Annotated in this window: 29 protein-coding genes and 1 pseudogene; 17 read left to right on the top strand and 13 right to left on the bottom strand. The window is 69.4% G+C overall.

Annotated elements, in window-relative coordinates:
* Together AC1D2H_RS19865 and AC1D2H_RS19870 are read right to left on the bottom strand one after the other, a co-directional pair.
* A pseudogene (locus AC1D2H_RS19865) lies at nucleotides 1-695 on the bottom strand (hypothetical protein); the annotation flags it as partial.
* 147 nt (nucleotides 696-842) lie between these two features.
* Nucleotides 843-1,697, bottom strand: a complete 855-nt coding sequence (locus AC1D2H_RS19870; RefSeq protein WP_478012174.1) for a phytanoyl-CoA dioxygenase family protein — start codon at nucleotides 1,695-1,697, stop codon at nucleotides 843-845.
* A gap of 84 nt (nucleotides 1,698-1,781) precedes the next feature.
* Here AC1D2H_RS19870 and AC1D2H_RS19875 point away from each other — a divergent pair, with 84 nt between their 5' ends.
* Nucleotides 1,782-2,312 (top strand): SRPBCC family protein, encoded by a 531-nt coding sequence (locus tag AC1D2H_RS19875; RefSeq protein ID WP_477930833.1) that lies wholly within the window; start codon nucleotides 1,782-1,784, stop codon nucleotides 2,310-2,312.
* On the opposite strand, the gene AC1D2H_RS19880 is transcribed toward AC1D2H_RS19875, so the two are convergent.
* The gene (locus tag AC1D2H_RS19880; protein WP_478012175.1) at nucleotides 2,239-3,153 is read right to left on the bottom strand and encodes a DMT family transporter; all 915 of its coding nucleotides are present in this window, start codon (nucleotides 3,151-3,153) and stop codon (nucleotides 2,239-2,241) included. The genes AC1D2H_RS19875 and AC1D2H_RS19880 overlap by 74 nt on opposite strands.
* Nucleotides 3,154-3,279: 126 nt before the next feature.
* Between AC1D2H_RS19880 and AC1D2H_RS19885 the strand changes: the two genes are divergently transcribed.
* Nucleotides 3,280-3,726: an Lrp/AsnC family transcriptional regulator gene (locus AC1D2H_RS19885; RefSeq protein ID WP_478012176.1), complete on the top strand. Its 447-nt coding sequence runs from the start codon at nucleotides 3,280-3,282 to the stop codon at nucleotides 3,724-3,726.
* Nucleotides 3,727-3,858: 132 nt separating this feature from the next.
* On the top strand, nucleotides 3,859-4,467 hold the full coding sequence (locus tag AC1D2H_RS19890) for a hypothetical protein (RefSeq protein ID WP_478012177.1): 609 nt from the start codon (nucleotides 3,859-3,861) through the stop codon (nucleotides 4,465-4,467).
* Between the two features lie 6 nt (nucleotides 4,468-4,473).
* Here the strand turns inward: AC1D2H_RS19890 and AC1D2H_RS19895 are convergent, their stop codons facing one another.
* The gene (locus AC1D2H_RS19895; RefSeq protein ID WP_478012178.1) at nucleotides 4,474-5,187 is read right to left on the bottom strand and encodes a hypothetical protein; all 714 of its coding nucleotides are present in this window, start codon (nucleotides 5,185-5,187) and stop codon (nucleotides 4,474-4,476) included.
* Nucleotides 5,188-5,396: 209 nt separating this feature from the next.
* Here AC1D2H_RS19895 and AC1D2H_RS19900 point away from each other — a divergent pair, with 209 nt between their 5' ends.
* From AC1D2H_RS19900 to AC1D2H_RS19925, 6 genes are all read left to right on the top strand, one after another.
* Nucleotides 5,397-5,921, top strand: a complete 525-nt coding sequence (locus tag AC1D2H_RS19900; protein WP_478012179.1) for a hypothetical protein — start codon at nucleotides 5,397-5,399, stop codon at nucleotides 5,919-5,921.
* Nucleotides 5,918-6,607 (top strand): DUF4386 domain-containing protein, encoded by a 690-nt coding sequence (locus AC1D2H_RS19905; protein WP_478012180.1) that lies wholly within the window; start codon nucleotides 5,918-5,920, stop codon nucleotides 6,605-6,607. The genes AC1D2H_RS19900 and AC1D2H_RS19905 overlap by 4 nt, the downstream gene beginning before the upstream one ends.
* 9 nt (nucleotides 6,608-6,616) lie before the next feature.
* On the top strand, nucleotides 6,617-7,309 hold the full coding sequence (gene pyrF, locus AC1D2H_RS19910; RefSeq protein WP_478012181.1) for an orotidine-5'-phosphate decarboxylase: 693 nt from the start codon (nucleotides 6,617-6,619) through the stop codon (nucleotides 7,307-7,309).
* A 74-nt stretch (nucleotides 7,310-7,383) separates the two neighbouring features.
* Complete coding sequence (locus AC1D2H_RS19915; protein ID WP_478012182.1) at nucleotides 7,384-7,854, top strand: group II truncated hemoglobin; 471 nt, start codon at nucleotides 7,384-7,386, stop codon at nucleotides 7,852-7,854.
* A 35-nt stretch (nucleotides 7,855-7,889) separates the two neighbouring features.
* Nucleotides 7,890-8,276 (top strand): VOC family protein, encoded by a 387-nt coding sequence (locus tag AC1D2H_RS19920; protein ID WP_477930847.1) that lies wholly within the window; start codon nucleotides 7,890-7,892, stop codon nucleotides 8,274-8,276.
* Between the two features lie 16 nt (nucleotides 8,277-8,292).
* Entirely contained in the window at nucleotides 8,293-8,712 is a 420-nt protein-coding gene (locus AC1D2H_RS19925) for a hypothetical protein (RefSeq protein WP_478012183.1), read from the top strand.
* A 12-nt stretch (nucleotides 8,713-8,724) separates the two neighbouring features.
* Here AC1D2H_RS19925 and AC1D2H_RS19930 read toward each other — a convergent pair whose 3' ends face one another.
* Nucleotides 8,725-10,968 carry a penicillin-binding protein 1A gene (locus tag AC1D2H_RS19930; protein ID WP_478012184.1) on the bottom strand — a complete coding sequence of 748 codons (2,244 nt, stop codon included), beginning with the start codon at nucleotides 10,966-10,968 and terminating at the stop codon, nucleotides 8,725-8,727.
* 51 nt (nucleotides 10,969-11,019) lie between these two features.
* The gene (locus tag AC1D2H_RS19935; RefSeq protein WP_478012185.1) at nucleotides 11,020-11,463 is read right to left on the bottom strand and encodes a tetratricopeptide repeat protein; all 444 of its coding nucleotides are present in this window, start codon (nucleotides 11,461-11,463) and stop codon (nucleotides 11,020-11,022) included.
* A gap of 225 nt (nucleotides 11,464-11,688) precedes the next feature.
* Between AC1D2H_RS19935 and AC1D2H_RS19940 the strand changes: the two genes are divergently transcribed.
* The 4 genes from AC1D2H_RS19940 to AC1D2H_RS19955 all read left to right on the top strand — a co-directional run bounded on the left by AC1D2H_RS19940 (nucleotide 11,689) and on the right by AC1D2H_RS19955 (nucleotide 14,992).
* Entirely contained in the window at nucleotides 11,689-12,075 is a 387-nt protein-coding gene (locus tag AC1D2H_RS19940) for a hypothetical protein (RefSeq protein WP_477930852.1), read from the top strand.
* Complete coding sequence (locus AC1D2H_RS19945) at nucleotides 12,075-13,151, top strand: sensor histidine kinase (RefSeq protein WP_478012186.1); 1,077 nt, start codon at nucleotides 12,075-12,077, stop codon at nucleotides 13,149-13,151. Before AC1D2H_RS19940 ends, AC1D2H_RS19945 begins: the two co-directional genes overlap by 1 nt.
* Nucleotides 13,151-14,173 (top strand): LytS family sensor histidine kinase, encoded by a 1,023-nt coding sequence (locus AC1D2H_RS19950; protein ID WP_478012187.1) that lies wholly within the window; start codon nucleotides 13,151-13,153, stop codon nucleotides 14,171-14,173. The genes AC1D2H_RS19945 and AC1D2H_RS19950 overlap by 1 nt, the downstream gene beginning before the upstream one ends.
* 78 nt (nucleotides 14,174-14,251) lie before the next feature.
* A complete protein-coding gene (locus AC1D2H_RS19955) occupies nucleotides 14,252-14,992 on the top strand; it encodes a LytR/AlgR family response regulator transcription factor (protein WP_477930858.1) in 741 nt (246 codons plus the stop codon).
* Here the strand turns inward: AC1D2H_RS19955 and AC1D2H_RS19960 are convergent.
* The gene (locus AC1D2H_RS19960; RefSeq protein ID WP_478012188.1) at nucleotides 14,979-15,812 is read right to left on the bottom strand and encodes an amidohydrolase family protein; all 834 of its coding nucleotides are present in this window, start codon (nucleotides 15,810-15,812) and stop codon (nucleotides 14,979-14,981) included. The two genes, AC1D2H_RS19955 and AC1D2H_RS19960, sit on opposite strands and share 14 nt — an antisense overlap.
* A complete protein-coding gene (locus tag AC1D2H_RS19965; protein ID WP_477930861.1) occupies nucleotides 15,809-16,654 on the bottom strand; it encodes a transposase in 846 nt (281 codons plus the stop codon). The genes AC1D2H_RS19960 and AC1D2H_RS19965 overlap by 4 nt, the downstream gene beginning before the upstream one ends.
* Before the next feature lie 75 nt (nucleotides 16,655-16,729).
* On the opposite strand from AC1D2H_RS19965, the gene AC1D2H_RS19970 reads away from it, so the two are divergent.
* From AC1D2H_RS19970 to AC1D2H_RS19980, 3 genes are all read left to right on the top strand, one after another.
* The gene (locus AC1D2H_RS19970; protein WP_477930863.1) at nucleotides 16,730-16,969 is read left to right on the top strand and encodes a hypothetical protein; all 240 of its coding nucleotides are present in this window, start codon (nucleotides 16,730-16,732) and stop codon (nucleotides 16,967-16,969) included.
* A 24-nt stretch (nucleotides 16,970-16,993) separates the two neighbouring features.
* Nucleotides 16,994-17,602 carry a UPF0149 family protein gene (locus tag AC1D2H_RS19975; RefSeq protein WP_477930865.1) on the top strand — a complete coding sequence of 203 codons (609 nt, stop codon included), beginning with the start codon at nucleotides 16,994-16,996 and terminating at the stop codon, nucleotides 17,600-17,602.
* Nucleotides 17,603-17,666: 64 nt separating this feature from the next.
* Entirely contained in the window at nucleotides 17,667-17,990 is a 324-nt protein-coding gene (locus AC1D2H_RS19980; protein ID WP_477930867.1) for a hypothetical protein, read from the top strand.
* On the opposite strand, the gene AC1D2H_RS19985 is transcribed toward AC1D2H_RS19980, so the two are convergent.
* A complete protein-coding gene (locus AC1D2H_RS19985; protein WP_478012189.1) occupies nucleotides 17,987-19,771 on the bottom strand; it encodes an ABCB family ABC transporter ATP-binding protein/permease in 1,785 nt (594 codons plus the stop codon). The two genes, AC1D2H_RS19980 and AC1D2H_RS19985, sit on opposite strands and share 4 nt — an antisense overlap.
* Nucleotides 19,772-19,845: 74 nt before the next feature.
* Here AC1D2H_RS19985 and AC1D2H_RS19990 point away from each other — a divergent pair, with 74 nt between their 5' ends.
* A complete protein-coding gene (locus AC1D2H_RS19990) occupies nucleotides 19,846-20,250 on the top strand; it encodes an acyl-CoA thioesterase (protein ID WP_477930870.1) in 405 nt (134 codons plus the stop codon).
* 21 nt (nucleotides 20,251-20,271) lie between these two features.
* On the opposite strand, the gene AC1D2H_RS19995 is transcribed toward AC1D2H_RS19990, so the two are convergent.
* From AC1D2H_RS19995 to AC1D2H_RS20010, 4 genes are all read right to left on the bottom strand, one after another.
* Nucleotides 20,272-22,041, bottom strand: a complete 1,770-nt coding sequence (locus AC1D2H_RS19995; protein ID WP_478012267.1) for a rhamnogalacturonan lyase B N-terminal domain-containing protein — start codon at nucleotides 22,039-22,041, stop codon at nucleotides 20,272-20,274.
* Between the two features lie 168 nt (nucleotides 22,042-22,209).
* The gene (locus AC1D2H_RS20000; protein ID WP_478012190.1) at nucleotides 22,210-22,869 is read right to left on the bottom strand and encodes an SGNH/GDSL hydrolase family protein; all 660 of its coding nucleotides are present in this window, start codon (nucleotides 22,867-22,869) and stop codon (nucleotides 22,210-22,212) included.
* A 65-nt stretch (nucleotides 22,870-22,934) separates the two neighbouring features.
* The gene (locus AC1D2H_RS20005) at nucleotides 22,935-23,699 is read right to left on the bottom strand and encodes an enoyl-CoA hydratase (RefSeq protein ID WP_478012191.1); all 765 of its coding nucleotides are present in this window, start codon (nucleotides 23,697-23,699) and stop codon (nucleotides 22,935-22,937) included.
* 10 nt (nucleotides 23,700-23,709) lie between these two features.
* Nucleotides 23,710-24,243 (bottom strand): DUF1569 domain-containing protein, encoded by a 534-nt coding sequence (locus AC1D2H_RS20010; RefSeq protein WP_478012192.1) that lies wholly within the window; start codon nucleotides 24,241-24,243, stop codon nucleotides 23,710-23,712.

The following is a 24,243-nucleotide window of genomic DNA, read 5'->3' on the forward strand; positions in this document are numbered from 1 at the left end:
CTGAGCGGCTGGGCGTCGACCGGCGCGGCGGCGACGGTGGTCGGCGGCGGCAGCGTGGCGACCGGGGTCGCCGGCGCGGAGCGCAGCACCATGTCGGGTCGCGCGGCTGGCACCGGGGCCTGGGCCACCACCGGGCGCGGTTCGACGGCCGGGCGGCTCGTCGTCACAGGCAGGCCAACGCTCGGCGTCGCAGGCTCGATGGGCGCCGGCGCGGCAGCGACCGTGGTCGTCGCGCTGTCCGGGGCTTGCGAAGCTGCAGGCGTCTCGACCGCCGGCGTGGCCGCGGCCACTTCGGTCTGCGGCTCGGCACTGCCCACCACCATGGCAGGCGGCGTGACGGGTGCGCTGCTCGGCCGGTTCATGGCCCAGATGGCCACGGCCGCGATGATGGCGGCGCCGGCACCGGCGGGGATCATCCAGCTCATCTGGCGATCCCGCTGGATGGCAGCCGCCGAGGCGACGCTCGGCTGGGGCCGGGCGAAAACGGGGTCGACGCGCGGCGTGTCGGTCGCTGCCGTTGCCTGCAGCGGCGCGTGGATGGAAATCTTGGCGCCCGCCCCTGTCGGCTTGAATCGCGCCGGACCCACGGCGGGCCTGGCTTGGCCGGTCTTCAGGGCATCGGGCAGATGCTCGGGCTTGGTCTCTTCCAGGTGGCTGGCCCAACCCTCGGCGTGCATCGATTTCGGGAATTTCATATCTGCCTCCAGATCGTCGTGGTCGACGTTTGCGGTGGAGACAACTTTGAGGTGACCCGACGGCGCGCCCTGCCGGTGCAGGCACCTTCGCCTTGTAGGACAAAGGGCCCGGGATGTATGCGCTTGTGAGCGTTGTGAGCAGAGGGGCTAGAAACCCCGCACCGGCAACCTCTCGTCACGCTGCAACCAGTTGCGCGGCGAGTAGCGGCTGGCGGCGTCCGTCACGTGCAAGGTGTAGGCGTGGCGCGACTGGGCGGAGCGGTTGGCCGCGGAGTAATGCGGCAGCAGGCCGTGGAAGACGACGAGGGAACCGGCCTCGACTTCCAGCGGGATGGCCTGCTTCGAGTCCGCCGCCGGCCAGGGCGTGGCGTCGATCTGCTCCATCCAGGCCTTGCGACCCTCGCGCACAAAGCGCTCGCGCAGCACGCCACGCTGGCCCTTGTGGCCGCCGGGCTCGGTCCACAGACAGCCGTTCTGCAGCGTCGCGTCTTCCAGCGCGAACCAGAAGGTCGTCACCGTGACGGGGTCGCTCTCGAAGAAGCTGGCGTCCTGGTGCCAGCGCACCTCGCCGCCGATGCCGGGCTGCTTGAAGATGAACATCGACTGCCAGACCTGCGGCCTGGCCAGGCCCAACTCGGCCGCCACGCCGCGCAACGCCTCGCCTTTGGAGAAGGCGCTGAAGACCGGGTCGAGGTCGTGCATGGCATGGCCGATCTTGTTGATGGCCAGCTCCTTGGGCACGCGCAGCCGGCCCTGCGCGTCGAAGGCCTCCTCTTCGAAGAAGCAGCGCATCTGGTCGCCGCTGTCGAGGAAGTAGTCGTCGACATGGCGCTGCTGCTCCTCGGTCGTGAAGACGGGGCGCTGCTCGCCCGGGTCGAAGGCGTCGACGAGGTCCAGCGCGCGCTGGCGCAGCGCGGCGATGTCGGCGGCGTTCTTGAAGCCAGGGATGACGAGATAGCCCTGTTCGGCGTAGGTGGCGGCGAGGTTGGCGTCAACAGTCATGAGGAAGCGTCCGAAGTTGTGCGGATTGTGTGGCCGGCGCAGGCCCCCCACAGTCCGCCCATCTCAATTCCCGGGAGACTCCCAATGAAAGCGCTCAAGGTCCTGCTGATCGCGGTGGTCGCGCTGTGCCTGCTGCTGGGCGTGGGCGGCCTGCTGCTGTCGCCCAAATACACGCTCTCGCGCACGGTGAAGATCAACGCCGCGCCGGACAAGATCTACGCCCTCATCGCCGACCCGCGCGGCTGGAAGCAGTGGAGCGCCTGGAACCAGCGCGACCCGGCCATGGCCATCGAATACAGCGGCCCGGCCTCGGGCGCCGGCGCCGTCTGGGCCTGGAAGAGCAAGAGCCAGGGCGACGGCCGCATGACCTTCACGACGGCCGAGGCGCCCAAGCGCCTGGGCTACGAGCTCTACTTCCCCGACTTCAACACCACCTCGACCGGCGACTTCCGCCTCGACACCAACGGCGGCGCCACCCAGGTGACCTGGTCCATGGACGGCGACATGGGCAGCAATCCGATGTACCGCTGGATGGGCCTGTTCATGGACAAGATGGTCGGGCCGGACTTCGACGCGGGGCTGGCAAACCTGAAGGCGCTGGCCGAGAAACCCTGAAGAGGCCCGCAGCACCGAGCAGGATGGCCGCCGCACCCAGCCATTGCAGCGACGCCAGTTCATGCCCCAGGGCCAGCCAGTCGACGAGGATGGCCACCACCGGGTAGAGGAAGGACAGCCCGCCCTGCAGGGCCGTCGGCAGGCGCTGCACGCCGGCATACATCAGCGCATACATCAGGCCGGTGTGCACGACACCCAGCACGACCAGCGGCATCCAGCCCCGCGCCGTCTGTGGCAGCTGGCCGAAGTCGGCAAACGGCGCCAGCATCAGCAGGCCCACCGCCACCTGGATCAGCGCGATCAACGGTGCCGGCATGCCGCTCAGGCGCTTGGCAACCACGGCGGCCACGGCCCACAGCGCCGCCGCACCCAGGGCCATCGCCACGCCCAGCCCGAAGTCGCCGCCGACATAACCGGCGTTGGGCTTGGCCTGCACGATCAGCACCATGCCCGCAAAGGCCAGGGCCACCCAGGCCAGCCGCGCCGCGCTCAGCCGCTCGCCGAAGAACACCACGCCCAGGCCCATCAACAGGAAGGGCTGCAGGTTGTAGACCGCCGTGGCCACGGCCACCGAGGCCCGGCCATAGGCGCCGAACAGCAGCACCCAGTTCAGCACGATGGCCACGCCGCCCAGCACGGCCAGCCCCAATTCCCGCGCGCTCGGCCGGCGCCACAGGCCCAGCACCGTGCAGAGCAGCGCCAGCGTCAGCAGGCCGAAGCCGCAACGCCAGAACACCACGTCCAGTGGCGCCAGGCCGGACAACAGCACGAAATAGCCGATGGAGCCCAGCAGGCTCATCGCGCTGCCCATCTCGAGGGCGCCACGGGTGGTGGGGGACATGACGTTGGATTGCAATGACGAAGGACGCCATTGTTTCAAGGTCAACCCGATCGATACATGCATTCGAGACGGCGGATTGATGACTTGGCAGAATCGACAACGGCATTTATTTATCACCACCGAATAATGATCAACGACACCGACCGCCTGCTGCTGGCCGCCCTGGCCGCCGACGCCCGCGCGCCGCTGAAGGACCTGGCCGAGGCGATTGGCCTGTCACCGCCCGCCACCTCGGAGCGGCTGACGCGGCTCAAGGAGCGCGGCGTGATCCGCGCCTTCACCATCGACATCGACCCGCTGGCCCTGGGCTTCACGCTGCAGGCCATCGTGCGCGTGCGGCCCATGCCCGGTGCACTGGCCCAGGTGCAGCAGCGCATCGAGGACATGCCCGAGGCCTTGGAGTGCGACAAGGTGACCGGCGACGACTGCTTCGTGCTGCGCCTGGCCCTGCGCTCCATCGAGCATCTCGACCAGGCCCTGGACCGCCTGGCCGACTGCGCCCAGACCAGTTCCAGCATCGTTAAGGCCCAGCCCCTGCGCCGCCGCGTGCCGACGCTGAAACTGGCCGGCTGACGCCAGCCCGATCCTCAATTGGCAGCCACCTCCCCCCTGAAAGCGGTGGAAGCTGGCGCTGCCCCGATTGACCCTGAGCCGGCAGCGGCGCAACGTCCGATGGCTCGTTCCTGCCTCCCGGAAAGGATTGCCATGACGTCCCTCCTCCTCCGCGCACGCCTCTGGCTCGCTGCGCTGCTGTTCGCCCCCACGCTGCTGCTGGCCGCGCCCTATGAGGTGATCGGCTCCATCGGTACCAACCAGACCGGCGGCCCCTTCATCACCAATCTCGGCAATGGCACGTCGCGCTGGGTCACGCCGCTCGACTGGACCAACAACAACGCCTTCGCGACCGGGCCGCTGTTCTTCATCGTGACCTCGCAATGGGTCAACGGCTCGCCGGTCAATGCCAACGCCATGCAATGGGACAACGCCGCCGGCCTGTTCCGCCAGGGCAATCTGACGGCCGAGGCCGACAACGAGGACCGCTTCATCAAGCTCAGCGACACCGACATCAGCTTCGCAGCGCTCAACCCGGTGTTCGGTGTCGGCGCCGGTGACAGCCTCGCGGCCTTCGCCCTCGGCTCGTTTGCGCCCGGCCAGACCCTCAGCGCCGCCATCAACTTCGTGCTGACCGACTCCATCAGCCAGATGTGGTTCAACGGCGTCTTCGTCCAGCAGCGGCTGCCCCTGCCGGGCAGCCTGCCGCTGGTGCTGGCCGGTTTCCTCGCGCTGTCGATGGCGCGCCGCGCCAGGCGCTGAAACCCGTCAGCTCGGCTCCCAGGCCAGCGCCAGCGCCAGGGCGGCCTCGGTGACGGCCCGTCCCAGCGGCGTGGCCGGGTCGGGGCGGCGCAGTCGCGGCTGGCTGCCGCTCAGGTCCAGGCTGCCGACGACGGTGCCCTGATAAAGCATCTCGTAGCCCGTGGCGGCCGTCTGCGGCTGCACATTGCCATCGAGCAGATGGACCGAGCGCAGCCCCACCGTCAGCTCGCCGCGGCGGTAGGCGCCTTCGCGGCTGAGCTTGCCGCGGCGCATCTGGCCCTCGCCGATCTGCAGCATGGCGGCCGGGGCGCTGCCCCAGCGGCAGCTCAGCACCCAGGGCTTGCTGTCGGTCAGGCGGCCGTTGGCGCTGGCCTCGGGCGTCCAGGCCTCGCAGACGGCCGCGCTGTCGCCCGCCGGGCCCTGCCAGCTGAAGTTCAGCGGCGCACGCAGATTGCCCGGCAGGGGTTCGAACAAGGCCAGCCGGTCGGCGCCCCGCTCGTAGCGCACGCGCTGGCCGCTCAGCGAGAAGTCGCCCTTGCGCGCCCAGCCCGGCTTGCCAAAGCTCTCCACCGCCACGCCTGCCACCGACGCCGCCTGGGCCATGTGGGCGTCGCGCCCTTCCCGCCCACGCGTCTCACGCCCCTCCCGCACCGTGGCGCAACCGGCAAGCAGCAGGGCCAGCAGGGTCGGGACGGCAACGATCAAGAGGCGATGGCGCATGGGCGAGGACCAGGGTCGTGGCGAATGCCCCGACTCTAGGGCCGCGCCCGCTGGACAGCTGTTACCCGGCGTTGCTTCCGTTAAACGCCACACCGGCTGTCGGCCCTCGCTGCGGCTGGTCACCACGCCGCAACCGCCCGTCGCAGCGGCGTCGTGACCCGGCGCCGGCACCGGCAAGCTGCGCCGCTGCTTCGTCACACTCCACCACCATGCAAGCATCGACCGCTGCCCCACCGCGCCTGACCCTCGCCGCCCTGGCCTTGCTGGCCGAGACTGTTCACCTCAGCTGGGAGGCCCTGCACGGCGGCATCGTCACCCACCATCTGCTGCAGCGCCCCGACCTGCCCGGCCTGTCCAACGCCTGGGGCCTGCTGTTGCTGCCCGCCCTCGCCGCCTGGGCGGCCGGCCGCCTGCCCCGTGCCGGCGCCACTCGACGCGAATGGGGGCCCGTCGTCATCGGCTTCGCCCTGCCCTTGCTGCTGGGTGCCTCGCTGGCCCTGAGCTTCGCGCTGCATCTGCAGGAGCTGACCGCGATCATCTTCATGGGCCTGCTGCCGCTGCTGGCCCTGCTGCTTCCCGCCCATCGAGCCGAGAGCCTGTTCGGCTTCGTGCTCGGCATGAGCTGGACCTTCGGCGCCGTGCTGCCCACCGTGATCGGCGGCGTCATCGCCGGCCTGTCGTGGCTGGTGCGCGGTGTCGCCCGCCGCGCCTGGCATGCAGCGAGGCCCGCATGAGCAACAACGTCAGCGCGCGCGAACTGCGCATCTCCGGGCTGTGCTATCTCGCCATCATTGCGCTGGGCCTGTACAGCGAAGCCTGGGTACGCGGCAGCCTCGTCGTGGCCGGCGACGCCGCCGCGACGGCCCAGCGCATCGCGGCCAACCCGCTGCTGTGGCGCAGCGGTCTGGTCGCCGACCTGCTGATGCAGGTGCTGGACCTGCCCATCATCGTCATGATGTGGCGGCTGCTGAAGCCGGTGAACGAACCGCTGGCGCTGACGGCCACCGGCCTCAACCTCGTGCAGACCTGCGTGCTGGTGGCCAACCGCGTGCAGGCGCTGGCCGCGCTGGAGGTGCTGACCAGCCCTTCCATGGCCGCGGCCTTTCTGCCGGGCCAGCGCGATGCCCTTTCTCTGTTTGCCGTGAACCTGCACAGCCAGGGCTTTGGCATCGGCCTGATCTTCTTCGGCTTTGCCTGCGTGCTGCGTGGCTGGCTGATCGCCCGCAGCGGCGTGCTGCCGCGCGTGCTCGGTGTGCTGATCGGCGTGGCCGGCGTCTGCTATCTGGTCAACAGCTTCGCGCTGCTGCTGTCGCCTGCCTTTGCCAAGTTGCTGTTTCCGGCCATCCTGCTGCCGGCCCTCGTGGGCGAGCTGGCGTTCGCGCTTTGGCTGGCGCTGAAGGGGCAACCGCGTTTGGCATAGTTGCGCCGCATGTCCAATTCCGTCATCGTTGCCCTCGACTTCGAATCCGCCGCCGAGGCACGCGACATGGTGCGGCGGCTCGGCCCCGCGGCCGATCACTACAAGATCGGCCTGCAGTTGCTGACCGAGGCGGGGCCCGAGCTCGCCCGCGAGCTTGCGGCGGCCGGCAAGCAGGTTTTTCTCGACCTCAAGCTGCATGAGATTCCCAACTCGGTCGCCGGCGCCGTGAAGGCCGCCGGCCGCATGGGCGCCACGCTGGTGACGGTCCATGCCTCGGCCGGCTCGGCCGCGCTGCGGGCGGCGGTGGCCGCGGCCCAGCCCTATCCGCAGTTGCGTGTGCTGGCCCTGACGGTCATCACCAGCCTGTCGGACACCGATCTGCCGGAGCTCGGCCTCGCGCCTTCGGTGCAGGACCAGGTGCTGCGCCTGGCCCGGCTGGCGGCGCAAGCCGGCTGCCACGGCGTCGTCGCGTCGGCCCGCGAGGCGGCCTGGCTGCGCGAGGCCTTGCCCGTGGGCATGCTCATCGTCTGCCCCGGCATCCAGATGCCCGCATCCACGGCCAACGACCAGGTGCGCACCGCGACGCCGGACGCCGCGGCACGCGCGGGAGCCACCCATGTCGTCATCGGCCGCGGCATCACGGCCGCAGCCGATCCCGTCCAAGCCCTGCGCCTGGCGCAGCACGCATTCGCGGCCGTCTGATTGCGGGCAAACACCCGCTTGTCATCGCCAGCGCCGTCCCCAAGTCGCGCCCATCTCCAAGACCGAGGCCTTTCATGAACGAGCCCCAAGTCCCGACCCTCTACGACTGGCTGGGCGGCCTGCCCGCCCTGCTGCGGCTGACCGAGCGCTTCTACCAGCGCGTCAAGGACGACGCCCTGCTGGCACCCGTCTTCGCCCACATGAACGGCGAGCACCCGGCCCATGTGGCCGCCTTCCTGGCCGAGGTGCTGGGCGGCCCGGCCCATTACTCTGCCGAGCATGGCGGCCACCCGCACATGGTGCGCCAGCACCTGGACCGCCACCTCAGCCAGGCCCAGCGCCGCGCCTGGGTCGCGCTGCTGCTGGACACTGCCGACGAGCTCGGCATGCCCGATGACCCGGAGTTCCGCTCCGCGCTGGTGGGCTATCTCGAATGGGGCTCGCGCCTGGCCGTCCTCAACTCCCAGCCCGGCGTGACGGTGGATGTCGATGCGCCCATGCCCAAGTGGGGCTGGGGCGAAGTCAAGGGGCCTTGGCAGGGCTGAGGCGTGCTGAAATCGCGCGACTTCAAGGAGAACCCATGAAACGCGTGACCGGCATCGGCGGCATCTTCTTCAAATCACCCGACCCCAAGGCCCTGGCCGAGTGGTACGCCAAGCACCTCGGCTTTCCCGTCGAGGCCTGGGGCGGCGTCACCTTCCCCTGGGCCACGCCCGACAACCCGGGTGGCGCGGGCGGCACCAACTGGTGCCCCTTCAAGGCCGACACCGGCTATTTCGCGCCGAGCACGGCCGCCTTCATGCTGAATCTGCGCGTCGCCGACCTGCACGGCCTGCTCGCGGTCCTGCGCGAAGAAGGCTGCAATGTCGTCGGCGAACCGCAGGACTCGGAGTACGGCAAGTTCGGCTGGGTCATGGACCCGGATGGCAACAAGCTCGAGCTGTGGGAGCCGCCGGCCGGGCAGTAGTCCAACGGGAAGATTGATGACCCGCGGCTGGCGCCTGGGTGCACTGCTGCTCGGCCTGGTGGTCACGCCGGCCTGGGCGGGCGGCTCACTGGGCACGGATGACCTCGCGCCGCTGCTGCGCCAGCGGCCCAAGGAGATGGCCGCCATCCGAGCCGAATACGAACTGTCGGACGCCGCCTTTGCCTGGGTGCGCCTGGGACCGCATTTCCCGCACCTCGCCGGCGAACGTGTCGGGCCCTACCAGGTCAAGGTGCATCGCCGCGCGGCGCAGGAGTCGCACGAGCGCATCTTGTGGATCTGCACCAAGGCGCGCTACCTGGACAGCCGCGGCCGCGAGTTGCCCGAACGGGCGATCTTCGATGCCGTGCGCGTCAAGGAAACGATCACCGCCATCCGCGTGCAGGACGCCAACGCGCCCCAGTCCTGCCCGCATTGAAGTGGCCGACCGCTACTGGTTGATCGGCGGCGCCGAAGGCGCCGGCTCCGACGCCGCCTCCTCAACCCGCGGTAGCGGAGGTGGCAGGCCGATGCGCGTGATCGCCAGGTCGCCGGCGAACTCGGAATAGAACCAGTTGCCGTCTTGCTGCACCAAGCCCTCGGCCGGCGGCGCCAGCTGGGTGTTGGGCTGGCCCTTCAAGGCCACCGCCATCGTCGCGGCCCAGACCGGCAGGGCCAGGCCGCCGCCGCTCTCGCGTTCGCCCAGGGACTTGGGCTGCGGATAGCCTATCCACACCGCCCCGGCCCGCGTGGCCTGGAAGCCGCAGAACCAGGCGTCGATGGCATCGTTGGTCGTGCCCGTCTTGCCGTAGAGGTCCCAGCGGCCGAGCAATGAGCTCGCCCGCGCGCCGGTGCCTTCGCGCGCAACGGCGGCCAGCAGCTGCGAGGTCATGAAGGCATTGCGCGCGCTGACGGCCGTCTTGAAGCGCGGCGCCTCGGCCTTCCACAGCACCGCGCCCTGCGCGTCCTGCACGCGATCGATCAGCCAGGCTACCGGCATCTGGCCGGCGTTGGCAAACGCCGCATAGCCTTGCGCCATCTGCAGCGGCGTGACGGAGCCGGTGCCCAGCGCGATGGTCAGGTTCAAAGGCTGCTTGTCCTCGTCGACGCCGAAGCGCGCGGCCCAGGCACGGGCGCGCTGCGGACCCAGCGCCTGCACCAGGTGGATGGTGACCATGTTCTTGGAGCGGGCCAGGCCCTGACGCAGCGTCAACGCCTCCTCGTACTGGCCGTCGTAGTTGCGCGGCGACCAGTCGCCCACTTCCACCTGCTGGTCGCTGACCAGCGTGCCGGCCCAGGCGCCCTGCTCGATGACCGCGGAGTAGATGAAGGGCTTGAAGGCCGAACCTGGCTGGCGCCAGGCCTGGGTGGCGGAGTTGAACTGGTTGCGCGCGAAGTCGAAACCGCCCACCAGCGCGCGGATCGCGCCGGTGCCCGGGTCCAGCGTGACGACGGCACCTTCAGCCTGCGGCGTCTGGCTGAGCTGCCACTGCTTGCCGGACTCCAGCACCCGCAGCACGGCGCCACGCTTGACGTTGGCCAGGGAGCGCAGCGCCTGGCCTTTCAGCGTGATCTTCTCGCCGTCGGCCATCACCAGCTCGGCCGCGCCCTTGTCGACCTTGAGCAGGATGGCGGTGCGCAGTTCGCCTAGATCGGGGTGGGCGTCGAAGCCGGCCTCCAGTGCCTCGTCGAGCTCGTCACCTTTGTCGTCAGGCAGCTCCAGCGTCGCCTCGGGGCCGCGGAAGGGCTGGCGGCGTTCCAGCTCGAACAGCGCATGGCGCAGCGCCTCCTGGGCCGCCGACTGCTCGGCATAGCGCAGCGTCGTGTAGACGGTCAGGCCGCGCGTGTAGGCCTCCTCGCCGTAGCGCGTGACCATCTCGGCGCGCACCTGTTCGGCGGCATGGTCGGCCACGCCGGAGAGGCGCTTGGGCCGGCGCACGTCCAGCGGCTTCTCGCGCGCCGCCTGGGCCTGCTCGGCGGTGATCTGGCCCACCGCGACGAGGCGGCCCAGCACGACGGCCTGGCGGCGCTTGGCACGCTCCGGGTAGAGGGCGGGGTTGAGGCGATTCGGGTCCTTGGGCAAGCCGACGAGCACGGCGATCTCGCCGGTGCTGAGCTTGTCCAGCGACTTGCCGAAATAGCGCTCCGCCGCGGCGCCAAAGCCATAGGCCTTGTTGCCCAGCGAGATCTGGTTCATGTAGATCTCGAGGATCTGATCCTTGGTCAGGTTCCTCTCGATCTTGATGGCCAGCAGCCCCTCCTGGGCCTTGCGCGCAAAGGTCTGGCGGTTGCTCAGGAAGATGTTGCGAGCCAGCTGCTGGGTGATGGTGGAAGCGCCCTGCAGCCGCGTCGGGTGCAGGATGTTGTGCAGCATGGCCCGGCCGATGCCGCTGTAGTCGATGCCGGAGTGCACATAGAAGTCGCTGTCCTCGACGGCYAGCAGCGCGTCCTGCAAGGGCTTGGGGATGTCCTTCAGCGCCACGAAGCGGCGCCGCTCGGCGCCGAACTCGCCGAGCAGCTGGCCTTCCTCGCTGAGCACGCGCAGGGGCTGGTGGGGCTGGTAGTCGGTCAGCGCATCCAGCGCCGGCAACTGGGCCCAGATCAGGGCCGCGACGATGGCGCCCACCAGCAGCAGGGCCAGCGGCGCGCCGACCAGGGCGGCAAGCCAGGGGCGTTGGAGCAGGTACTTCAGCATGGCGCGCATGGTAGGCGCAGCGCGCCTACCCACTGTGTAGGTGGCGAGCTGTTATTTGGTCGCCGCGGCGATGGCCTTCTGCAGGTCCTCGCGCTGCTCGCAGCCGCTCGGGCAGACCTTCTCCAGCACGGCCAGGCGTTCGCGCGCCTTGGGCAGGTCGCCCTTCATCACATAGAGCTCGCCGAGGTATTCGTTGGCGCCGCGGTGGTTCGGGTCGATGCGCAGGGCCTGCAGGTATTCGGCCTCGGACTCGGTCAGCTGCGGCGTGGCCTGCTTGCGCAGCGTGTAGCCCATCAGGTTGTGCCAGTCGGCATTGCCGGCCTGGGGCTGGGCGCGCAAGGCGGCGAGGGCGCCGACCCAGTCCTTGCCCGCGATGAGGCGGCGCGGCGTGGCCAGCGGGTCGGCTGCGGCGGGCTTGATCTCCGGCGGTGGGCTCATGTCGGCGGCCCAGGCGGAAGGGGTCAGCAGCAGGGCGGTCAGGACGAAGCGGCGCATCGGGCGTCTCCGGGCAAGGCAAGGCCGCCAGCTTAGCGCCCTCCGCCGCGCCGCCGGGCTGGCCGCGCGTCTGCACTGACCCGCCTGACGGAAGTCATGGGGGGTTCGCGCCGTCGGCCGGCACGCGCGCTTCGTCGGCTGATTCCCGAGCTTGGTCCGGCGGCTGCTGACCCGGGCCGCGGCGATCTCTAACTTTGCGTCATTGCCCACCCCCGAGGAGTTCCCATGAAAGCCATCCTGCCCCTGCTGCTGCTCGCCGCCGTCACCGCTGCGCCGGCCTGGGCCGCGCCCGCCAATCCGGCAACCTGCCCCGAGGCCGGCGAGCAGTTGGCCGAATACCTGGCCAGCGCCAAGCAGCGCATCGGCCACGACGGCGAGGTGCACGTCGAGTTCGAGGTGGATGCCGAAGGCCGCGCGCAGGTGATCGCGCTGGACGGCTCGCGCCTGTATCGCAGCCCGGTGCGCATCGCGATGACCACGCTGGAATGCCAGCGCGGTACGCCGCAGCGCTACGTCATGAACATCCGCTTTGCCGACGCCGCACCCCGGGCCGTCGCGGCCGCCGCGTCTTCCAGCCTGGCCCAGGCCAAGCCCGGTGACACTCCGCGTTGATGGCCCCTGCTTCTGCCCCTGATCGCGTCGCCCTGCTGCGCTGGCGCGCCGTGCTCGCCGCTGCCGCGCTGAGCGCTGCGCTGGCCATGGCCCTGCTGCTGCCAACTGCCGTGCGCTGCGCGCTGTGGCGCGAGCACGGCTGCGGCGGCGGCGTGGGGCTGAAGGGCGGCCTGGGCCTGGCCGTGCTGCTGTGGGGGCTGTGGCTGGCGGCCGCGTTGACCCAGCCCCTGCTGCCGCGCGCCGGCCGGGCACGGCGCTGGGGGCTGGCCGTGCAGATCGGCGGGCTGACGCTGCTGTTCGCGACGCTGAACGGTTTCCTCCACACCGTCGGCGCGCCGGATGGCCGCCTCAACGCCTACACGCTGCAGATCCTCATCACCTTTGCCGCCTGCGTCTGCCTGGGCCTGGAATACCGCCAGCGCGGCTCGCGCGGCCAGGCCGATGCCGAACGCCTGCAACGCGACGAACAGACCCTGGCCCGCCAGCTCGACGAAGCCCGGGCCACCCTCTTGCAGGCCCAGGTCGAACCGCATTTCCTGTTCAACACCCTCGCCCATCTGCGCCGCCTGGCACGCACCGATGCCCAGGCCGCTCACGCCATGCTGGCCGACCTGCGCCGCTACCTGGCCGCCGCCCTGCCCGAGCTGCGCCAGGCAGAGGCACCGCTGGCGCGCGAGCTGGAACTGGTGGCCGCCTTCCTGGCCCTGCACCAGCGCCGTATCGGGCCGGACCGCCTGGTGCTGCGCTACGAGATCGCGCCGGGGCTGGACGACGTCATCGTGCCCTCCACCTGCCTGCTGACGCTGGCCGAGAACGCCATCAAGCACGGCATCGCCCCGCAAGTGGGCGGCGGCGAGATCTGCGTGCGCGCCGGGCCCGATCCCGACGAACCGGGCATGCTGCGGCTGGAAGTGGCCGACACCGGCGCCGGCATGAGCAGCAGCAGTGGCAGCGGCACGGGCCTGGCCACCTTGCGCGCGCGGCTGGCCGCCGCCCATGGTGCCGAGGCCAGGCTGAGCTTGCACCTCAACCAACCGCGCGGCCTCATCGCCCGCGTGCAACTGCCCTTGCCATGATGAGCAAGTCGCTGCTGCGCCCCAGCGACGCCGGCTGGATGCTGCTCGTCGGCGCCGCCACGCTGGTGGCCAATGGCACGCCGCTGGACAACGGCATGTCGGGCAACGACGCGCTGAGCGCGCTGGCCTACAACGTCATCCAGTTCGGCATCCCCGCCGTGCTGCTGCTGCGCCTGGCCGACGCCCTCGTCGATGCGGGCCGCCTGCCGGCCTGGCCGGCCTATATGGGCGTCGTCGGGCTGACCGTCTTCGGCGGCGTCTGGCTCATCGCGCCGCGGCTGTATCCGCTGCTGGGCAAGGCCGACTGGTGGACCTGGGAAAACGATTTCGCACTGGCCAGCACGACGCTGATCTGGCATGGCCTGGGCGTGGCCGTCTATGTGCAGCTGCGCTTCTCGCAGCGTGCCCAGGCCCGGCTGGCGTCGCTGCAGGATGCGGCGGCCCGGCGCGAACGCCAGCTCGCCGCCACGCAGCTGCTGGCCCTGCAGGCGCGCGTCGACCCGGCCCTGCTGTCGGAGCGCCTGGCCGCCATCGACGAGGAACTGCTGAGCCAACCCTTGCGTGCCCAGGCTCGGCTCGCCGCCCTGATCGAGCTGCTGCGCGCGCTGCAGCCCCACGTCGAAGCGGAGGTGTCGACGCTGGCCCGCGAGATCGTCGCCCTGCGCGCCTATGCGCGGCTGGTGGCCACCGATGCCCAGCACACCGAGAGGCTGCACCTGGCCGGCCTGGCCGAGCCCCCAGACTGGCCGCTGGCACCCATGGTGCTGCTGCCGCTGGTGCGCCCGCTGCTGGACGAAGGCACGACGCTGTGGAGCCTGTCCCTGCATGCCGGTGCCGGCATGGCCGAGCTGCGTCTGCAGGCGCTGGGGCCGGACGCCGAACGCACGCGGCACGCGGCCGAAGCGGTGCCGGTGGCCGAGCTGGCCCAGCGGCTGCGCGCCGTGCATGGCGACGGCGCCGCATTGGAATTGATTGAAGAAGAATTGCCGCTGTTCCGACTGCGCTGGCCCAGCCCGACATGAAGAAGCCCCCACGCTCGCTCCGCTCACTGCCCCCCGAGGGGGCGCGTCAGTGCCTTCGGGCGGCCGGGCGCCACTGACATGACCCGCATCCTGATTGCCGAAGACGAGGCCCTGCTCGCCGCCGAGATCCGCGAGGAGCTGCTGCGGCAGTGGCCCGAGGCCCAGGTCGTCGGCATGGCGCGCGATGGCCACGAGGCGCTGCGCCTGGTCGAGCAGCTGGCGCCCGAGGCCTGCTTCCTGGATGTGCAGATGCCGGGGCTGTCCGGCCTGGAAGTGGCCCAGCTGATCGGCCGCCGCGCCCATGTCGTCTTCATCACGGCCCACGAGCGCTATGCGGTGCAGGCCTTCGACGAAGGCGCCGTCGGCTACCTGCTCAAGCCCCTGGACCCGGTGCGCATGGCCAAGACCCTGCTGCGGCTCAAGGAGAGGCTGACGCTGCCACCTGCCGACCTCGGCGGCCTGGCTGCCCGCACCGCGACGGTGGCCGCCGTGGAGCCGCTGCGCTGGATCACCGTGCAGCGCGGCCGCGAGCTGCAGCTCATCACGGTGGAGGACGTCGCCTATTTCCGCGCCGACCACAAATACGTCGCCGTCGTCACGGCCGACAGCGAGGCGCTGATCTCGGTGCCGCTGAAGGACCTCGTCGCTCGCCTGGACGGCGAGCACTTCTGGCAGGTGCACCGCTCCACCATCGTCAACGCGCGGGCCATCAAGTCGGTGAGCCGATCGCTGAGCGGCAAGCTCAGCATCGCGCTGAAGGACAGGCCGGAGACGCTGGAGGTCAGCCCGGCCTACGCCCATCGTTTCAAGCAACTCTAAGTTTGAAAAGCTCGGCGGCGTTGCCCCAGGCGATGCGCTGAGCGACCTCGATCGGCAACTGGCCCAGCCACGCGCGGTAGTCGGCGAACAGTGCCTCGTAGTGCTGCAGGCGCTGGACGACCCACGTGTCGGAACCGATCAGGAAGCGGCTCGGGTGTTGGACGAACAAGGCGCGCCAGTCGTCGCTGAGACGGCCGTCGAAGGTGATTCCAGGCCGGTAGGACAGCTCGCCGCGCAAGCCCGGATGCTTGGCCAGCAGCTCCCTCACGCGCGGCAGCGGTTCGCCGGAGATGCCGGAATGCGCCCAGATCAGCGATGCGCCCGGCGCATGGCCGAGCAGCTTGTCGACGGCGACGTCGTCCACATGGGCCAGCACCGTCAGGCCACGCTCGCGGGCCAGCTTCATCAACGCGACGGCCGTCGGGCCATCGGCATTGGCACTGTCGTAGAGGTGAAATTCGCCCAGGCCGCGGAAAGGCCCGGCCGGGCTGCCGCGCTTGAGCAGCTCGAGCACCATCAAGCGGATGCTGTCGTCGGCGAACCAGCCGGTGTAGTCGGCGCGGTTGCGGTAGAGGCGGATGAAGGGCACCCATTGCGGCCCGGCCTCGGCCACCAGGCGCAGCGTGCCGTCGTTGGGCCGGCTGTTGACCAGCGCGCCGCGGACGCCGGCGCGGCTCATGCGCGCGAGCACATCAGCCGGTGGATGGGGCGCCTGGGCGTCGTCGTTGTAGTGCAGGTGTGCGTCGAAGAGCGGGCCGGCGTAGTCCGCTGCCCGCGCCGTGATCGGCAGGCCGGCCAGCAGCAGCGCGCGGCGCCTCAAACCGCTCTTTCGGCGGCGGCGATCAGCCGACTGATCCGCGACACCGACAGACCGAGCTGGCCAGCCAGGTCCGTCATCGCCACGCCGCCCTCGGCATGCGCCAGCCACAGCGCCTGTTCGCGGATGCCGCCGGCGCGCTTCAACCACTCGCCGAAGCCCGTGCGTGCGACGCGGCGCGGCGCGATGGCCGCCGCCCGCATGCGGGCGGCGAAGGCGGCATCGCCCAGGAAGATCTGCTCACGCAGCCGCCCTGGCCAGAGCTGCAGGCCGGGGTCGGACGCGACCAGGCGGGCATAGCGCTCGCCGGCCAGGCGGTGCTGGGCCGGCGTCGTGGCGGGCCGGCCCAGCAGATGGCTGTGCAGGCCATCCACATCCAGCCATTCGGGCGCGTCCTCCATGCCCGCCAGGGCGCGAAAGCTGGAGCCCGTCCAGCCTGCCGCGCCGCGGGCCAGCCCCATGCGGACCGGGTTGAGGTCGATGTAGCGGCAGGCATCCAGCAGATAGCGCTCGCGGTCGACGAGCACGGCATGGAAGCGCCCCTGGAACAGCGGCCCGCGAAAACCATGGCGCAGCTGGCTGTGCTGGGTGTAGACGCCGTTGACATGCCGCATCAGCTGCGACAGATTGGCGCGGCGGGTGAACAGCAGCAGGTGGTAGTGGTCGGGCAGCAGGGCGTAGGCCAGGGCCTGGGCGTCGAAGCGGTGCAGGGCCTGGGCCAGCAGCGAACGCATCTCGGCACGGTCGGTGTCATCGACGAAAGCCTGCTGCCCGCTCTCGAACGGGCAGTGGGCGCCGACCAGATAAACGGCGCCGGCAATCTCGAGTCGAGCGGGCCTTGCCATGCGCCACCTTAAGTCTCGCCGCCCGGAATGGCAAGATGGCGGTTTGCCGCACCCCTCATTCGTCCGGCACGCCCCATGAAAACGCACCAAATCGAAATCCAGAAGTTCAAGGCCGCGTCCGCCAACCAGCACGGCCAGATCCTGTTCAAGGTGGACGCCACGGTCGCCCCCAAGACGCCCATCGAGGGCATCGAACCCAGCACCATCATCCTGATGACGGAGCAGAACGCCCGGGTGCTGATGGCCTTGCTGAAGGCCCAGCTCACCGATCTGGACAGCAAGAAACCCAAGAGCCGCCACGGCCGCCACGGTTGAACCCGCGAGCCATAGGACGACCCCATGCAGTATCCCCACTACAACCCTGCCTCCGACAACCGCCCGCTGAGCGACGAGGAACTCGACGATCTGGACGAGTTGCTCTCTGTCCTGCCCAGCGACGGCGCGATGAACATCGAGGCGCTGGACGGCTATTTGACCGGCCTGCTGCTGTCGCCGCAGAAGCTGGCCGAGCTGCCCGGTGAAACCTGGATTCCGGTCGTCTGGGGCGGCGACCAGGAGCCCGACCCCAAACCTTTCGCCAGCGGCAAGCAGCGCAAGAAGGTCGTCATGGCGGTGCTGCGCCATGTGCAATCCATCGCCATGGCCTGGGCGCACGCCCCCAAGGCCTGGGAGCCGATCTTCAGTTTTGCGGACGGCGAGGACGAAAACACCGAATACGCCGACGCCGAGGACTGGGCCACGGGCTTCCTGATGGCCGTCGACCTGGCGCCCGAGGCCTGGGGGCCGTTGTTCGACAGCGCCGAAACAGCCGACCTGCTGGCGCCCATCGCGGCCCTGGGCGGCGAGGAAGGCGGGCTGTCCGAGGGGTCGGCCGCCGAGCGCGACGCAGCCAGCCGGAAGATTCCTGACGCCATGCTGGCGTTGTGGTCCCTCGAACAGAAAGCGTAACCATCCCCCCTAACGCGGGTGGTTGCAGGTGGTCGCAGGCGTCGGTTTAGGTTAAGTTCAGGCCATGTTCCAGACCCTGCTCGCCGCCACCGGCCTTGCCGTCTGTATCGCGCTGGCGGTGCACATGGCCCTGCCCTACCGGCTGCAGGCGCGGGTGGATGCCGGCGTGGCTGCGCTGGTGTCCTGGGTGCAGTTGCAGATGGCCCGGCTCACCGGCTGGCGCCGCCGCCAGCGCCAGACCCGGGCGGCAGCGCTGGAAGCCGAGCGCGTCATCCGCCGCGCCCGCGAGTCGGCCCTGCATGACGCCCGCGACAGCCGCACGGATGGCGAGTGGGACGGCAACGTCTACCGGCCCAAGAGCTTCGAAAAGCCCAAGAAGCCCCACTAGTCGTTTGACTGCTGCAGCCGCCACATTTCGGCGTAGCGGCCCCCTTGCGCCAGCAACTGATCGTGCCGGCCGCGCTCGATGATGCGGCCCTGCTCCAGCACGAGGATCTCGTGCGCATCGACGACGGTGGACAGGCGGTGGGCGATGACCAGCACGGTCTTGTTCTGGCCCACAGCCTCCAGCTCCGCCTGGATGGCGCGCTCGTTGGTCGAGTCCAGCGCCGACGTGGCTTCATCAAAGATGAGGAAGGGCGGGTTCTTCAGCAGCGTGCGCGCAATGGCCACGCGCTGCTTCTCGCCGCCGGACAGCTTCAGGCCGCGCTCGCCGACCATGGTGCCGTAGCCCAGCGGCGTGGCCGCGATGAAGGCGTGGATATGGGCCGCGCGCGCCGCGCCCTCGACCTCGTCCTGACTGGCCCCGGGTCGGCCATAGGCGATGTTGTAGGCCACCGTGTCGTTGAAGAGCACGGTGTCCTGGGGCACGATGCCGATGGCCTTGCGCAGGCTGGACTGCGTCACGGACCGGATGTCCTGGCCGTCGATGCGGATAGAACCCGAATCGATGTCGTAGAAGCGGTAGAGCAGCCGCGCCAGCGTGCTCTTGCCCGAGCCGCTGGGGCCGACGACGGCGACCTTCTTGCCGGCCGGGATCTCGAAGCTGACGCCGTGCAGGATGGGCCGCACCGGGTCGTAGGCAAAGCGGACGTCCTCGAAGACGACACTGCCGCCGCGCACGGCCAGTTCGGTCGCGCCGGGCGTGTCGGCCACCTCGCGGTCACGGTCCAGCAGGCGGAACAGCTTCTCGATGTCGGTCAGGGCCTGCTTGATCTCGCGGTAGATCACGCCGAGGAAGTTCAGCGGGATGTAGAGCTGGATCATGAAGGCGTTGACCATGACGAGGTCGCCCAGGCTCATGCGCCCATCCACGACGCCCTGCGTGGCGCGCCACAGCATCAGCACGAGCGCCGCGGCGATGATGAGCTGCTGGCCGGTGTTCAGCATGGACAGCGTGCGCTGCGACTTGAGCTGGGCCAGGCGCAGCTTCTCCAGGCTCTCGTCGTAGCGGCGGGACTCGAAATCCTCGTTGTTGAAGTACTTGACCGTCTCGTAGTTCAGCAGCGAGTCGATGGCCTTGCTGTGGGCGACCGAATCCAGTTCGTTGAGCACCTTGCGGAACTTGGTGCGCCACTCGGTCACGACGACGGTGAAGCCGATGTAGACGACCAGGGCCGCGATGGTGATGCCGGCGAACCAGACGTCGAACTTGACGCCCAGCAGCGTCAGCACCAGGACCACCTCGATCAGCGTCGGCACGATGCTGTACAGCGAATAGCTGATCAGCGAATGCACGGCCCGCGTGCCGCGCTCGATATCGCGCGTCATGCCACCGGTCTGGCGCTCCAGGTGAAAGCGCAGGGAGAGGTCGTGCAGATGCCGGAACACCTGCAGCGAGATGCTGCGCGCCGTGCCTTCGGTGGCCTTGGCGAAGATCAGCTCGCGCAGTTCGGTGAACAGCGAGGTCGACAGCCGCAGCGCACCATAGGCCAGCAGCACGCCCAGGGGCACGACGAGCAGGGTCTGAGGCGCGCCAGGCTTGAGGTCCAGTGCATCGATGAGGTGCTTGAGCAGCAGGGGCACGCCCACATTGCTGACCTTGGCGCCCACCATGAAGGCCAGCGCCAGGCCGACGCGCCAGCGGTAGCGCCACAGATAGGGCAGCAAGCGGCCGACCGTGCCCCAGTCGCCCGACGTGGCGGGAGCTGAGGTGCCCGTGGCTGGCACGGAGGATGCTGATGTGAGGGATCTCAAGCGCAGGACCGAGAATGTTCGTCGATGAATTGTTGCAAGTGAACGCGATGACCCAGGATTCAAGCCCCGCAAAACCCCAGACCCATGCCCGTGAGCTGGTGCTGCGCGTGATGCCCATGCCCGCCGACTCGAATGCCAACGGCGACATCTTCGGCGGCTGGATCATGGCCCAGGTGGACATTGCCGGCTCCATCATGCCCGCTCGCATCTCGCGCGGGCGCGTGGCCACCGTCGCGGTGAACGAATTCATCTTCAAGCAGCCGGTGTCCATCGGGGACCTGCTGAGCTTCTACGCGACGGTGACGCGCGTCGGTCGCACGTCCATCAGCGTGCACGTGGAGGTGATGGCCGAGCGTGACCCGGAGAACCTGCACGTGGTCAAGGTGACCGAGGCCAACCTGACCTATGTCTCCATCGATCGCGAAGGCAAGCCCAGGCCGATCACGACCTGACTGGTCGGGCCTGCCCAGGCGTCAAGGGGTGACGATCAGATCGACCGCATCGTAGGACAGCGCCGGGCTCAGATAGGCCGTGCCGGAGGTGCCGCTGACGACGTTGATCGTCACCGTGTTGCTGCCGGCAACCAGCGCGGTCGAAGGAATGTCGAAGCTGTACAGCCGGTTCACGCCGCGGTAGGTGCCCACCGTCAGGTTGCGCGAGCCCTTGGGCGGCGCGGTCGGGATGGCCGACGTCCAGCTGTTGTTGACGGTGATCTGCGGGCGGGCGCCGTTGAAGTCGGCCGTCGTGCCGAGGCGCAGCGTCAGGTTCTGCACCTGGGTGCTGGTCAGCGTGAACTGGATGACGCGCGCGTTATTGACGTCCTTCCACTGGTAAGCCGGGAAGCCGCTGACCGCGCTCGACGTGCCAACCACGAAGGTGGCCGGCAACCAACTGCTCATGCGCACGTCCGTCGGATGCATGGTCGTCAGCCTGGCACCGTTCAGGAACTCGGCCGGTGAACCGTCCCAATTGCCGATGCGCCACAGCGCTGTCGTGCTGGATGGGTCGGCGTTGATCGTCAGCGTGTTCAGCGTCGTCGTGTTGCCGGCCGTGACGGTCACGCTGCCGGTGTAGACCGCCAGCTCGTTCTTGTAGACCGTCAGCGTGTAGGTCCCGGGCCGCATGCCGGTGCTCTTGAAGAAGCCGTTGTTGGCCAGGTTGGCCGTGGCCCAGTACTGTGCATTGGCGCTGGAGAAGCCCACCGTGTAGGCGTAGTTGGCATCGGTGCCCGACAGGCCGACGCCGGCCACGGTGCCCCGGCCGGATGCGGCGACGTAGCCGTCCAGCCCCATCACCGCGAACCAGCTCGTGTCGGGCGCAGTGGGCGCGCTGCCGCCGGTGAACATCAACGTGTAGCTGTTGAGCACGCCCATGCGGAAAGCCTCGGTCTGCCCCTCACCGTAGTTGACGATATAGGTCAGCTCGTTGTTGGTGGACGTGATCTGGTTGAGCAGGCTGCGATAGAAGGGCCCGCCGGAGTTGCCTTCGTTGTTGTCCCGGTAGAACCACAGCCCCACGGTGCTGCCACTGTTCAGGCCGCCGAAATACTGCCAGTCCTTCAAGCGCATGTTGGAGTAGTGCTTGGAGCGCGTCTGCCCCGCACTGGCGGTGCTGCTGGAGAAGCCGAACACGTCGCTTGCTTCGACCGTCGCGTCGGTGCCGCGCAGGTCCTGAGGCCAACTGCCATTGCTGGCCAGGCCGCCGGGCAGGCCGGCCGGCCCGCCCTTGGAGAGCGCTGCGATGGGCACGCGCAGGATGAAGCGCACCAGATTCAGCGTGTCGGGCTCCTCGGTGAAATAGGTGCCCATGTAGATGCGCGGCTCGCCGCTCTTGGCCATGTAGTAGTGCTTGAGCACACCACCGTTGGCGCTGTAGACCGTCACCGTGAGCTTCACATAGGCCCCGCCGCTGACCACGCCGCCGTCCGCAGTGGAGGCCGACGTGGCCACGCCGGTGCTGCTGACCATCTGGGCCTGCACGTCGACGGCCGAGACATTGCTGTAGAGGTAGTCGAAGCCGGAGTTCAGCTGCGAGCCGCGGCTGGCATCGGCGTACTGCACGCCGTTGTAGAGGATGCTGGACAGGTCACCCTTGGACTGGGTGCTGACGCCGTTGTCATAGGCCATCACCTTGAAGACCAGCCCGCCGCCGGTGTCCACCTGGTATTGCACTTTCGCGGAGCTGCCGCCGTCGTAGAGGGTGGTGAGGCTCAGGGCCGCTAACGCCGGCGTCGCCGTGACCATCGCCAAGAGCAGGCACGCTGCCGCGCCCAGCCGGCGCAAGCACCGGCGGAGGAAATCGATCCGCATGTTTTGTCTCCTATTGAGCCCGCCGTCTGCAGGTTCGCGCGGCCGGTGCTGCCGCGTTGCTGCGGCGGGGGCAGTCTAGGAAGGGCCCGTGGCCCACAACGCTCAACTTGATGAGTGGATCGATAGCCGAGGTAACGACGCCACGATCTGGTCGGCCAGCGCCTCGGCCCACAGTGCATAGCCACGTGGGCCCGGGTGGAAGCCGTCCTCGGCCATCAATTCGACGGCATTGCGTTGCATGGACTCAGGGAGCAGCACAACCTGGCGGCCCGGCTGGCCAGCGACGGTGCGGGCCAGCGCCGCGTTGAAGCGTGCCGCCTGGCGGCCGAAGAACCAGCGCAGCGGCTGGGGCAGCAGCGGGAACCGCTGCATGGGCGGCGCACCGCAATGCAGCGCCAGGCGCACGCCGGCGCGCGAGACGGCCAGTGCATGGATGCCGTCCAGAGCCGCGAGCGCCTGGCGCGGCGCCACCTGGTCGACAACGTCGTTGACACCCAGCGTGGTGATCAGCACATCGGCCGGTGCGACATCGGCGGCCTGCAGCGCGGCCAGGGCCTGTTCGCTGCAGTGGCCACTGGTCGCGACGAGCTGCCAGCCAACTGGCTGGCCCAGGCGTGTGGCCAACGCCTGCGCGAGACGGCCGGCCAGGGCTTCGTCGTGACGCGAGGCGCCGACGCCGGCGGCCGAGGAGTCGCCGACGATCAACAGCCTGAGCGCCGAGCCTTCGGCCGTTCGCGGGCCGGCGGCTTCAGGCAGGCGCAACGCGGTCGCCCGCACCCGGCGGCCCTGCCAGATCAGCAGCGGGCCGAGCGCGACTTTCGTGACGGTCAGGAAAATTTGCTGAAGTCCGGCGCGCGTTTCTGGAAGAAGGCCTGGAAGGCTTCCATGGCCTCGGGGCTGCGCAGGCGGGCACCGAAGATCTCGGCCTCGCGCGTGATGGCGGCCTTGACGGCGTCGCGCTGGGCGTCGCGGATCAGCTTCTTGCTGTCGCGCACGGCACCAGGGGCCAGCGTGTTGAAGCGCTCGGCGATGCGGCGGGCGTGGTTCAGCACCTCGCTGCCCGGCAGCACGCGGTTGGCGATGCCGCACTCGACGGCCTGCTCACCCGTGAAGGGGTCGCCCAGCAGCAGCTTCTCGGCCGCACGGCGGTTGCCGATCAGCTGAGGCAGCACGACGCTGGAGGCGAACTCCGGCACCAGGCCCAGGGCCACGAAGGGCATGGCCATGCGGGCCTCGTCGGAGACAAAGACGAAATCGCAGTGCAGCAGCATGGTGGTGCCGATGCCGATGGCCGCACCGGTCACGGCAGCGACCACCGGCTTGGTGCTGTCCACCAGCGCGTGCATGAACTGGAAGGTCGGCGCGTCTTCGCCGCGCGTCGGGCCGGCCATGAAGTCTTCCAGGTCGTTGCCCGACGTGAAGATGCCGGGCTGGCCGGTGATCAGCACGGCACGCACGGCCGGGTCGGCGTCCGCCGCGCGCAGCGCATCGGCCATGGCCTGGTACATGGCCTGGGTGATCGCGTTCTTCTTCTCGGGGCGGGCGATCTCGATGGTCGCGACGCCGTTGACGGTGTAGTTCTTGATGGTCATGGGGCTTCCTTCAAGCAGTGGCCGTTTTTGCCTGGAACTGGGTCCAGTGGTTGGCCAGGTGCATCAGATGGGCTCGCTCGTACTGCGGCTTGGTCRGCTCACCGTAGGCGAAATGAGGCCGCAGTGTGCCGTTGAATTGGGCGAAGGCGTCCATGGCCTCGAGCAGCCGGTTCACCGAGGTCTTGAGCGCCTGCGAGGCGTCCAGCGCCGGCGCACCGGGGATGGGCTCGTCCAGGCTGTGGCTCATGGCGCCACGTGCGTTGAAGACGGCAAACGCGGCCGAGCCGATGGAGGAGCGGAACCAGGCGCCCTTGAGCGCCGGGAAGCCCTGCATCGAGAACTCGATGCTCTGGGCCAGATGCTGCATGACCTGGCTGAGGTTCCAGGGGTTGTCCTGCACGACCTTGGGGCTGAACAGCAGCTCCAGCACGGCCTCCTGGGCCTGCTTCCAGCTCGTGAAGGTCGTCAGCCTGCCGGTGCAGGCTGCGAGCGGGGTCGCCGCGAGCAACACCGTGGTGGTCTTGAGCGCGCGGCGACGGTCCAT

The organism is Roseateles sp. P1_C1_2, assembly GCF_056406535.1.

Bases quoted from the DNA above. Each gene is read 5' to 3' on its own strand.
- AC1D2H_RS19870 (WP_478012174.1), bottom strand. From the start codon at position 1,697: ATGACTGTTGACGCCAACCTCGCCGCCACCTACGCCGAACAGGGCTAT.
- AC1D2H_RS19875 (WP_477930833.1), top strand. From the start codon at position 1,782: ATGAAAGCGCTCAAGGTCCTGCTGATCGCGGTGGTCGCGCTGTGCCTG.
- AC1D2H_RS19880 (WP_478012175.1), bottom strand. From the start codon at position 3,153: ATGTCCCCCACCACCCGTGGCGCCCTCGAGATGGGCAGCGCGATGAGC.
- AC1D2H_RS19885 (WP_478012176.1), top strand. From the start codon at position 3,280: ATGATCAACGACACCGACCGCCTGCTGCTGGCCGCCCTGGCCGCCGAC.
- AC1D2H_RS19890 (WP_478012177.1), top strand. From the start codon at position 3,859: ATGACGTCCCTCCTCCTCCGCGCACGCCTCTGGCTCGCTGCGCTGCTG.
- AC1D2H_RS19895 (WP_478012178.1), bottom strand. From the start codon at position 5,187: ATGCGCCATCGCCTCTTGATCGTTGCCGTCCCGACCCTGCTGGCCCTG.
- AC1D2H_RS19900 (WP_478012179.1), top strand. From the start codon at position 5,397: ATGCAAGCATCGACCGCTGCCCCACCGCGCCTGACCCTCGCCGCCCTG.
- AC1D2H_RS19905 (WP_478012180.1), top strand. From the start codon at position 5,918: ATGAGCAACAACGTCAGCGCGCGCGAACTGCGCATCTCCGGGCTGTGC.
- pyrF (WP_478012181.1), top strand. From the start codon at position 6,617: ATGTCCAATTCCGTCATCGTTGCCCTCGACTTCGAATCCGCCGCCGAG.
- AC1D2H_RS19915 (WP_478012182.1), top strand. From the start codon at position 7,384: ATGAACGAGCCCCAAGTCCCGACCCTCTACGACTGGCTGGGCGGCCTG.
- AC1D2H_RS19920 (WP_477930847.1), top strand. From the start codon at position 7,890: ATGAAACGCGTGACCGGCATCGGCGGCATCTTCTTCAAATCACCCGAC.
- AC1D2H_RS19925 (WP_478012183.1), top strand. From the start codon at position 8,293: ATGACCCGCGGCTGGCGCCTGGGTGCACTGCTGCTCGGCCTGGTGGTC.
- AC1D2H_RS19935 (WP_478012185.1), bottom strand. From the start codon at position 11,463: ATGCGCCGCTTCGTCCTGACCGCCCTGCTGCTGACCCCTTCCGCCTGG.
- AC1D2H_RS19940 (WP_477930852.1), top strand. From the start codon at position 11,689: ATGAAAGCCATCCTGCCCCTGCTGCTGCTCGCCGCCGTCACCGCTGCG.
- AC1D2H_RS19945 (WP_478012186.1), top strand. From the start codon at position 12,075: ATGGCCCCTGCTTCTGCCCCTGATCGCGTCGCCCTGCTGCGCTGGCGC.
- AC1D2H_RS19950 (WP_478012187.1), top strand. From the start codon at position 13,151: ATGAGCAAGTCGCTGCTGCGCCCCAGCGACGCCGGCTGGATGCTGCTC.
- AC1D2H_RS19955 (WP_477930858.1), top strand. From the start codon at position 14,252: ATGACCCGCATCCTGATTGCCGAAGACGAGGCCCTGCTCGCCGCCGAG.
- AC1D2H_RS19965 (WP_477930861.1), bottom strand. From the start codon at position 16,654: ATGGCAAGGCCCGCTCGACTCGAGATTGCCGGCGCCGTTTATCTGGTC.
- AC1D2H_RS19970 (WP_477930863.1), top strand. From the start codon at position 16,730: ATGAAAACGCACCAAATCGAAATCCAGAAGTTCAAGGCCGCGTCCGCC.
- AC1D2H_RS19975 (WP_477930865.1), top strand. From the start codon at position 16,994: ATGCAGTATCCCCACTACAACCCTGCCTCCGACAACCGCCCGCTGAGC.
- AC1D2H_RS19980 (WP_477930867.1), top strand. From the start codon at position 17,667: ATGTTCCAGACCCTGCTCGCCGCCACCGGCCTTGCCGTCTGTATCGCG.
- AC1D2H_RS19990 (WP_477930870.1), top strand. From the start codon at position 19,846: ATGACCCAGGATTCAAGCCCCGCAAAACCCCAGACCCATGCCCGTGAG.
- AC1D2H_RS19995 (WP_478012267.1), bottom strand. From the start codon at position 22,041: ATGGTCACGGCGACGCCGGCGTTAGCGGCCCTGAGCCTCACCACCCTC.
- AC1D2H_RS20005 (WP_478012191.1), bottom strand. From the start codon at position 23,699: ATGACCATCAAGAACTACACCGTCAACGGCGTCGCGACCATCGAGATC.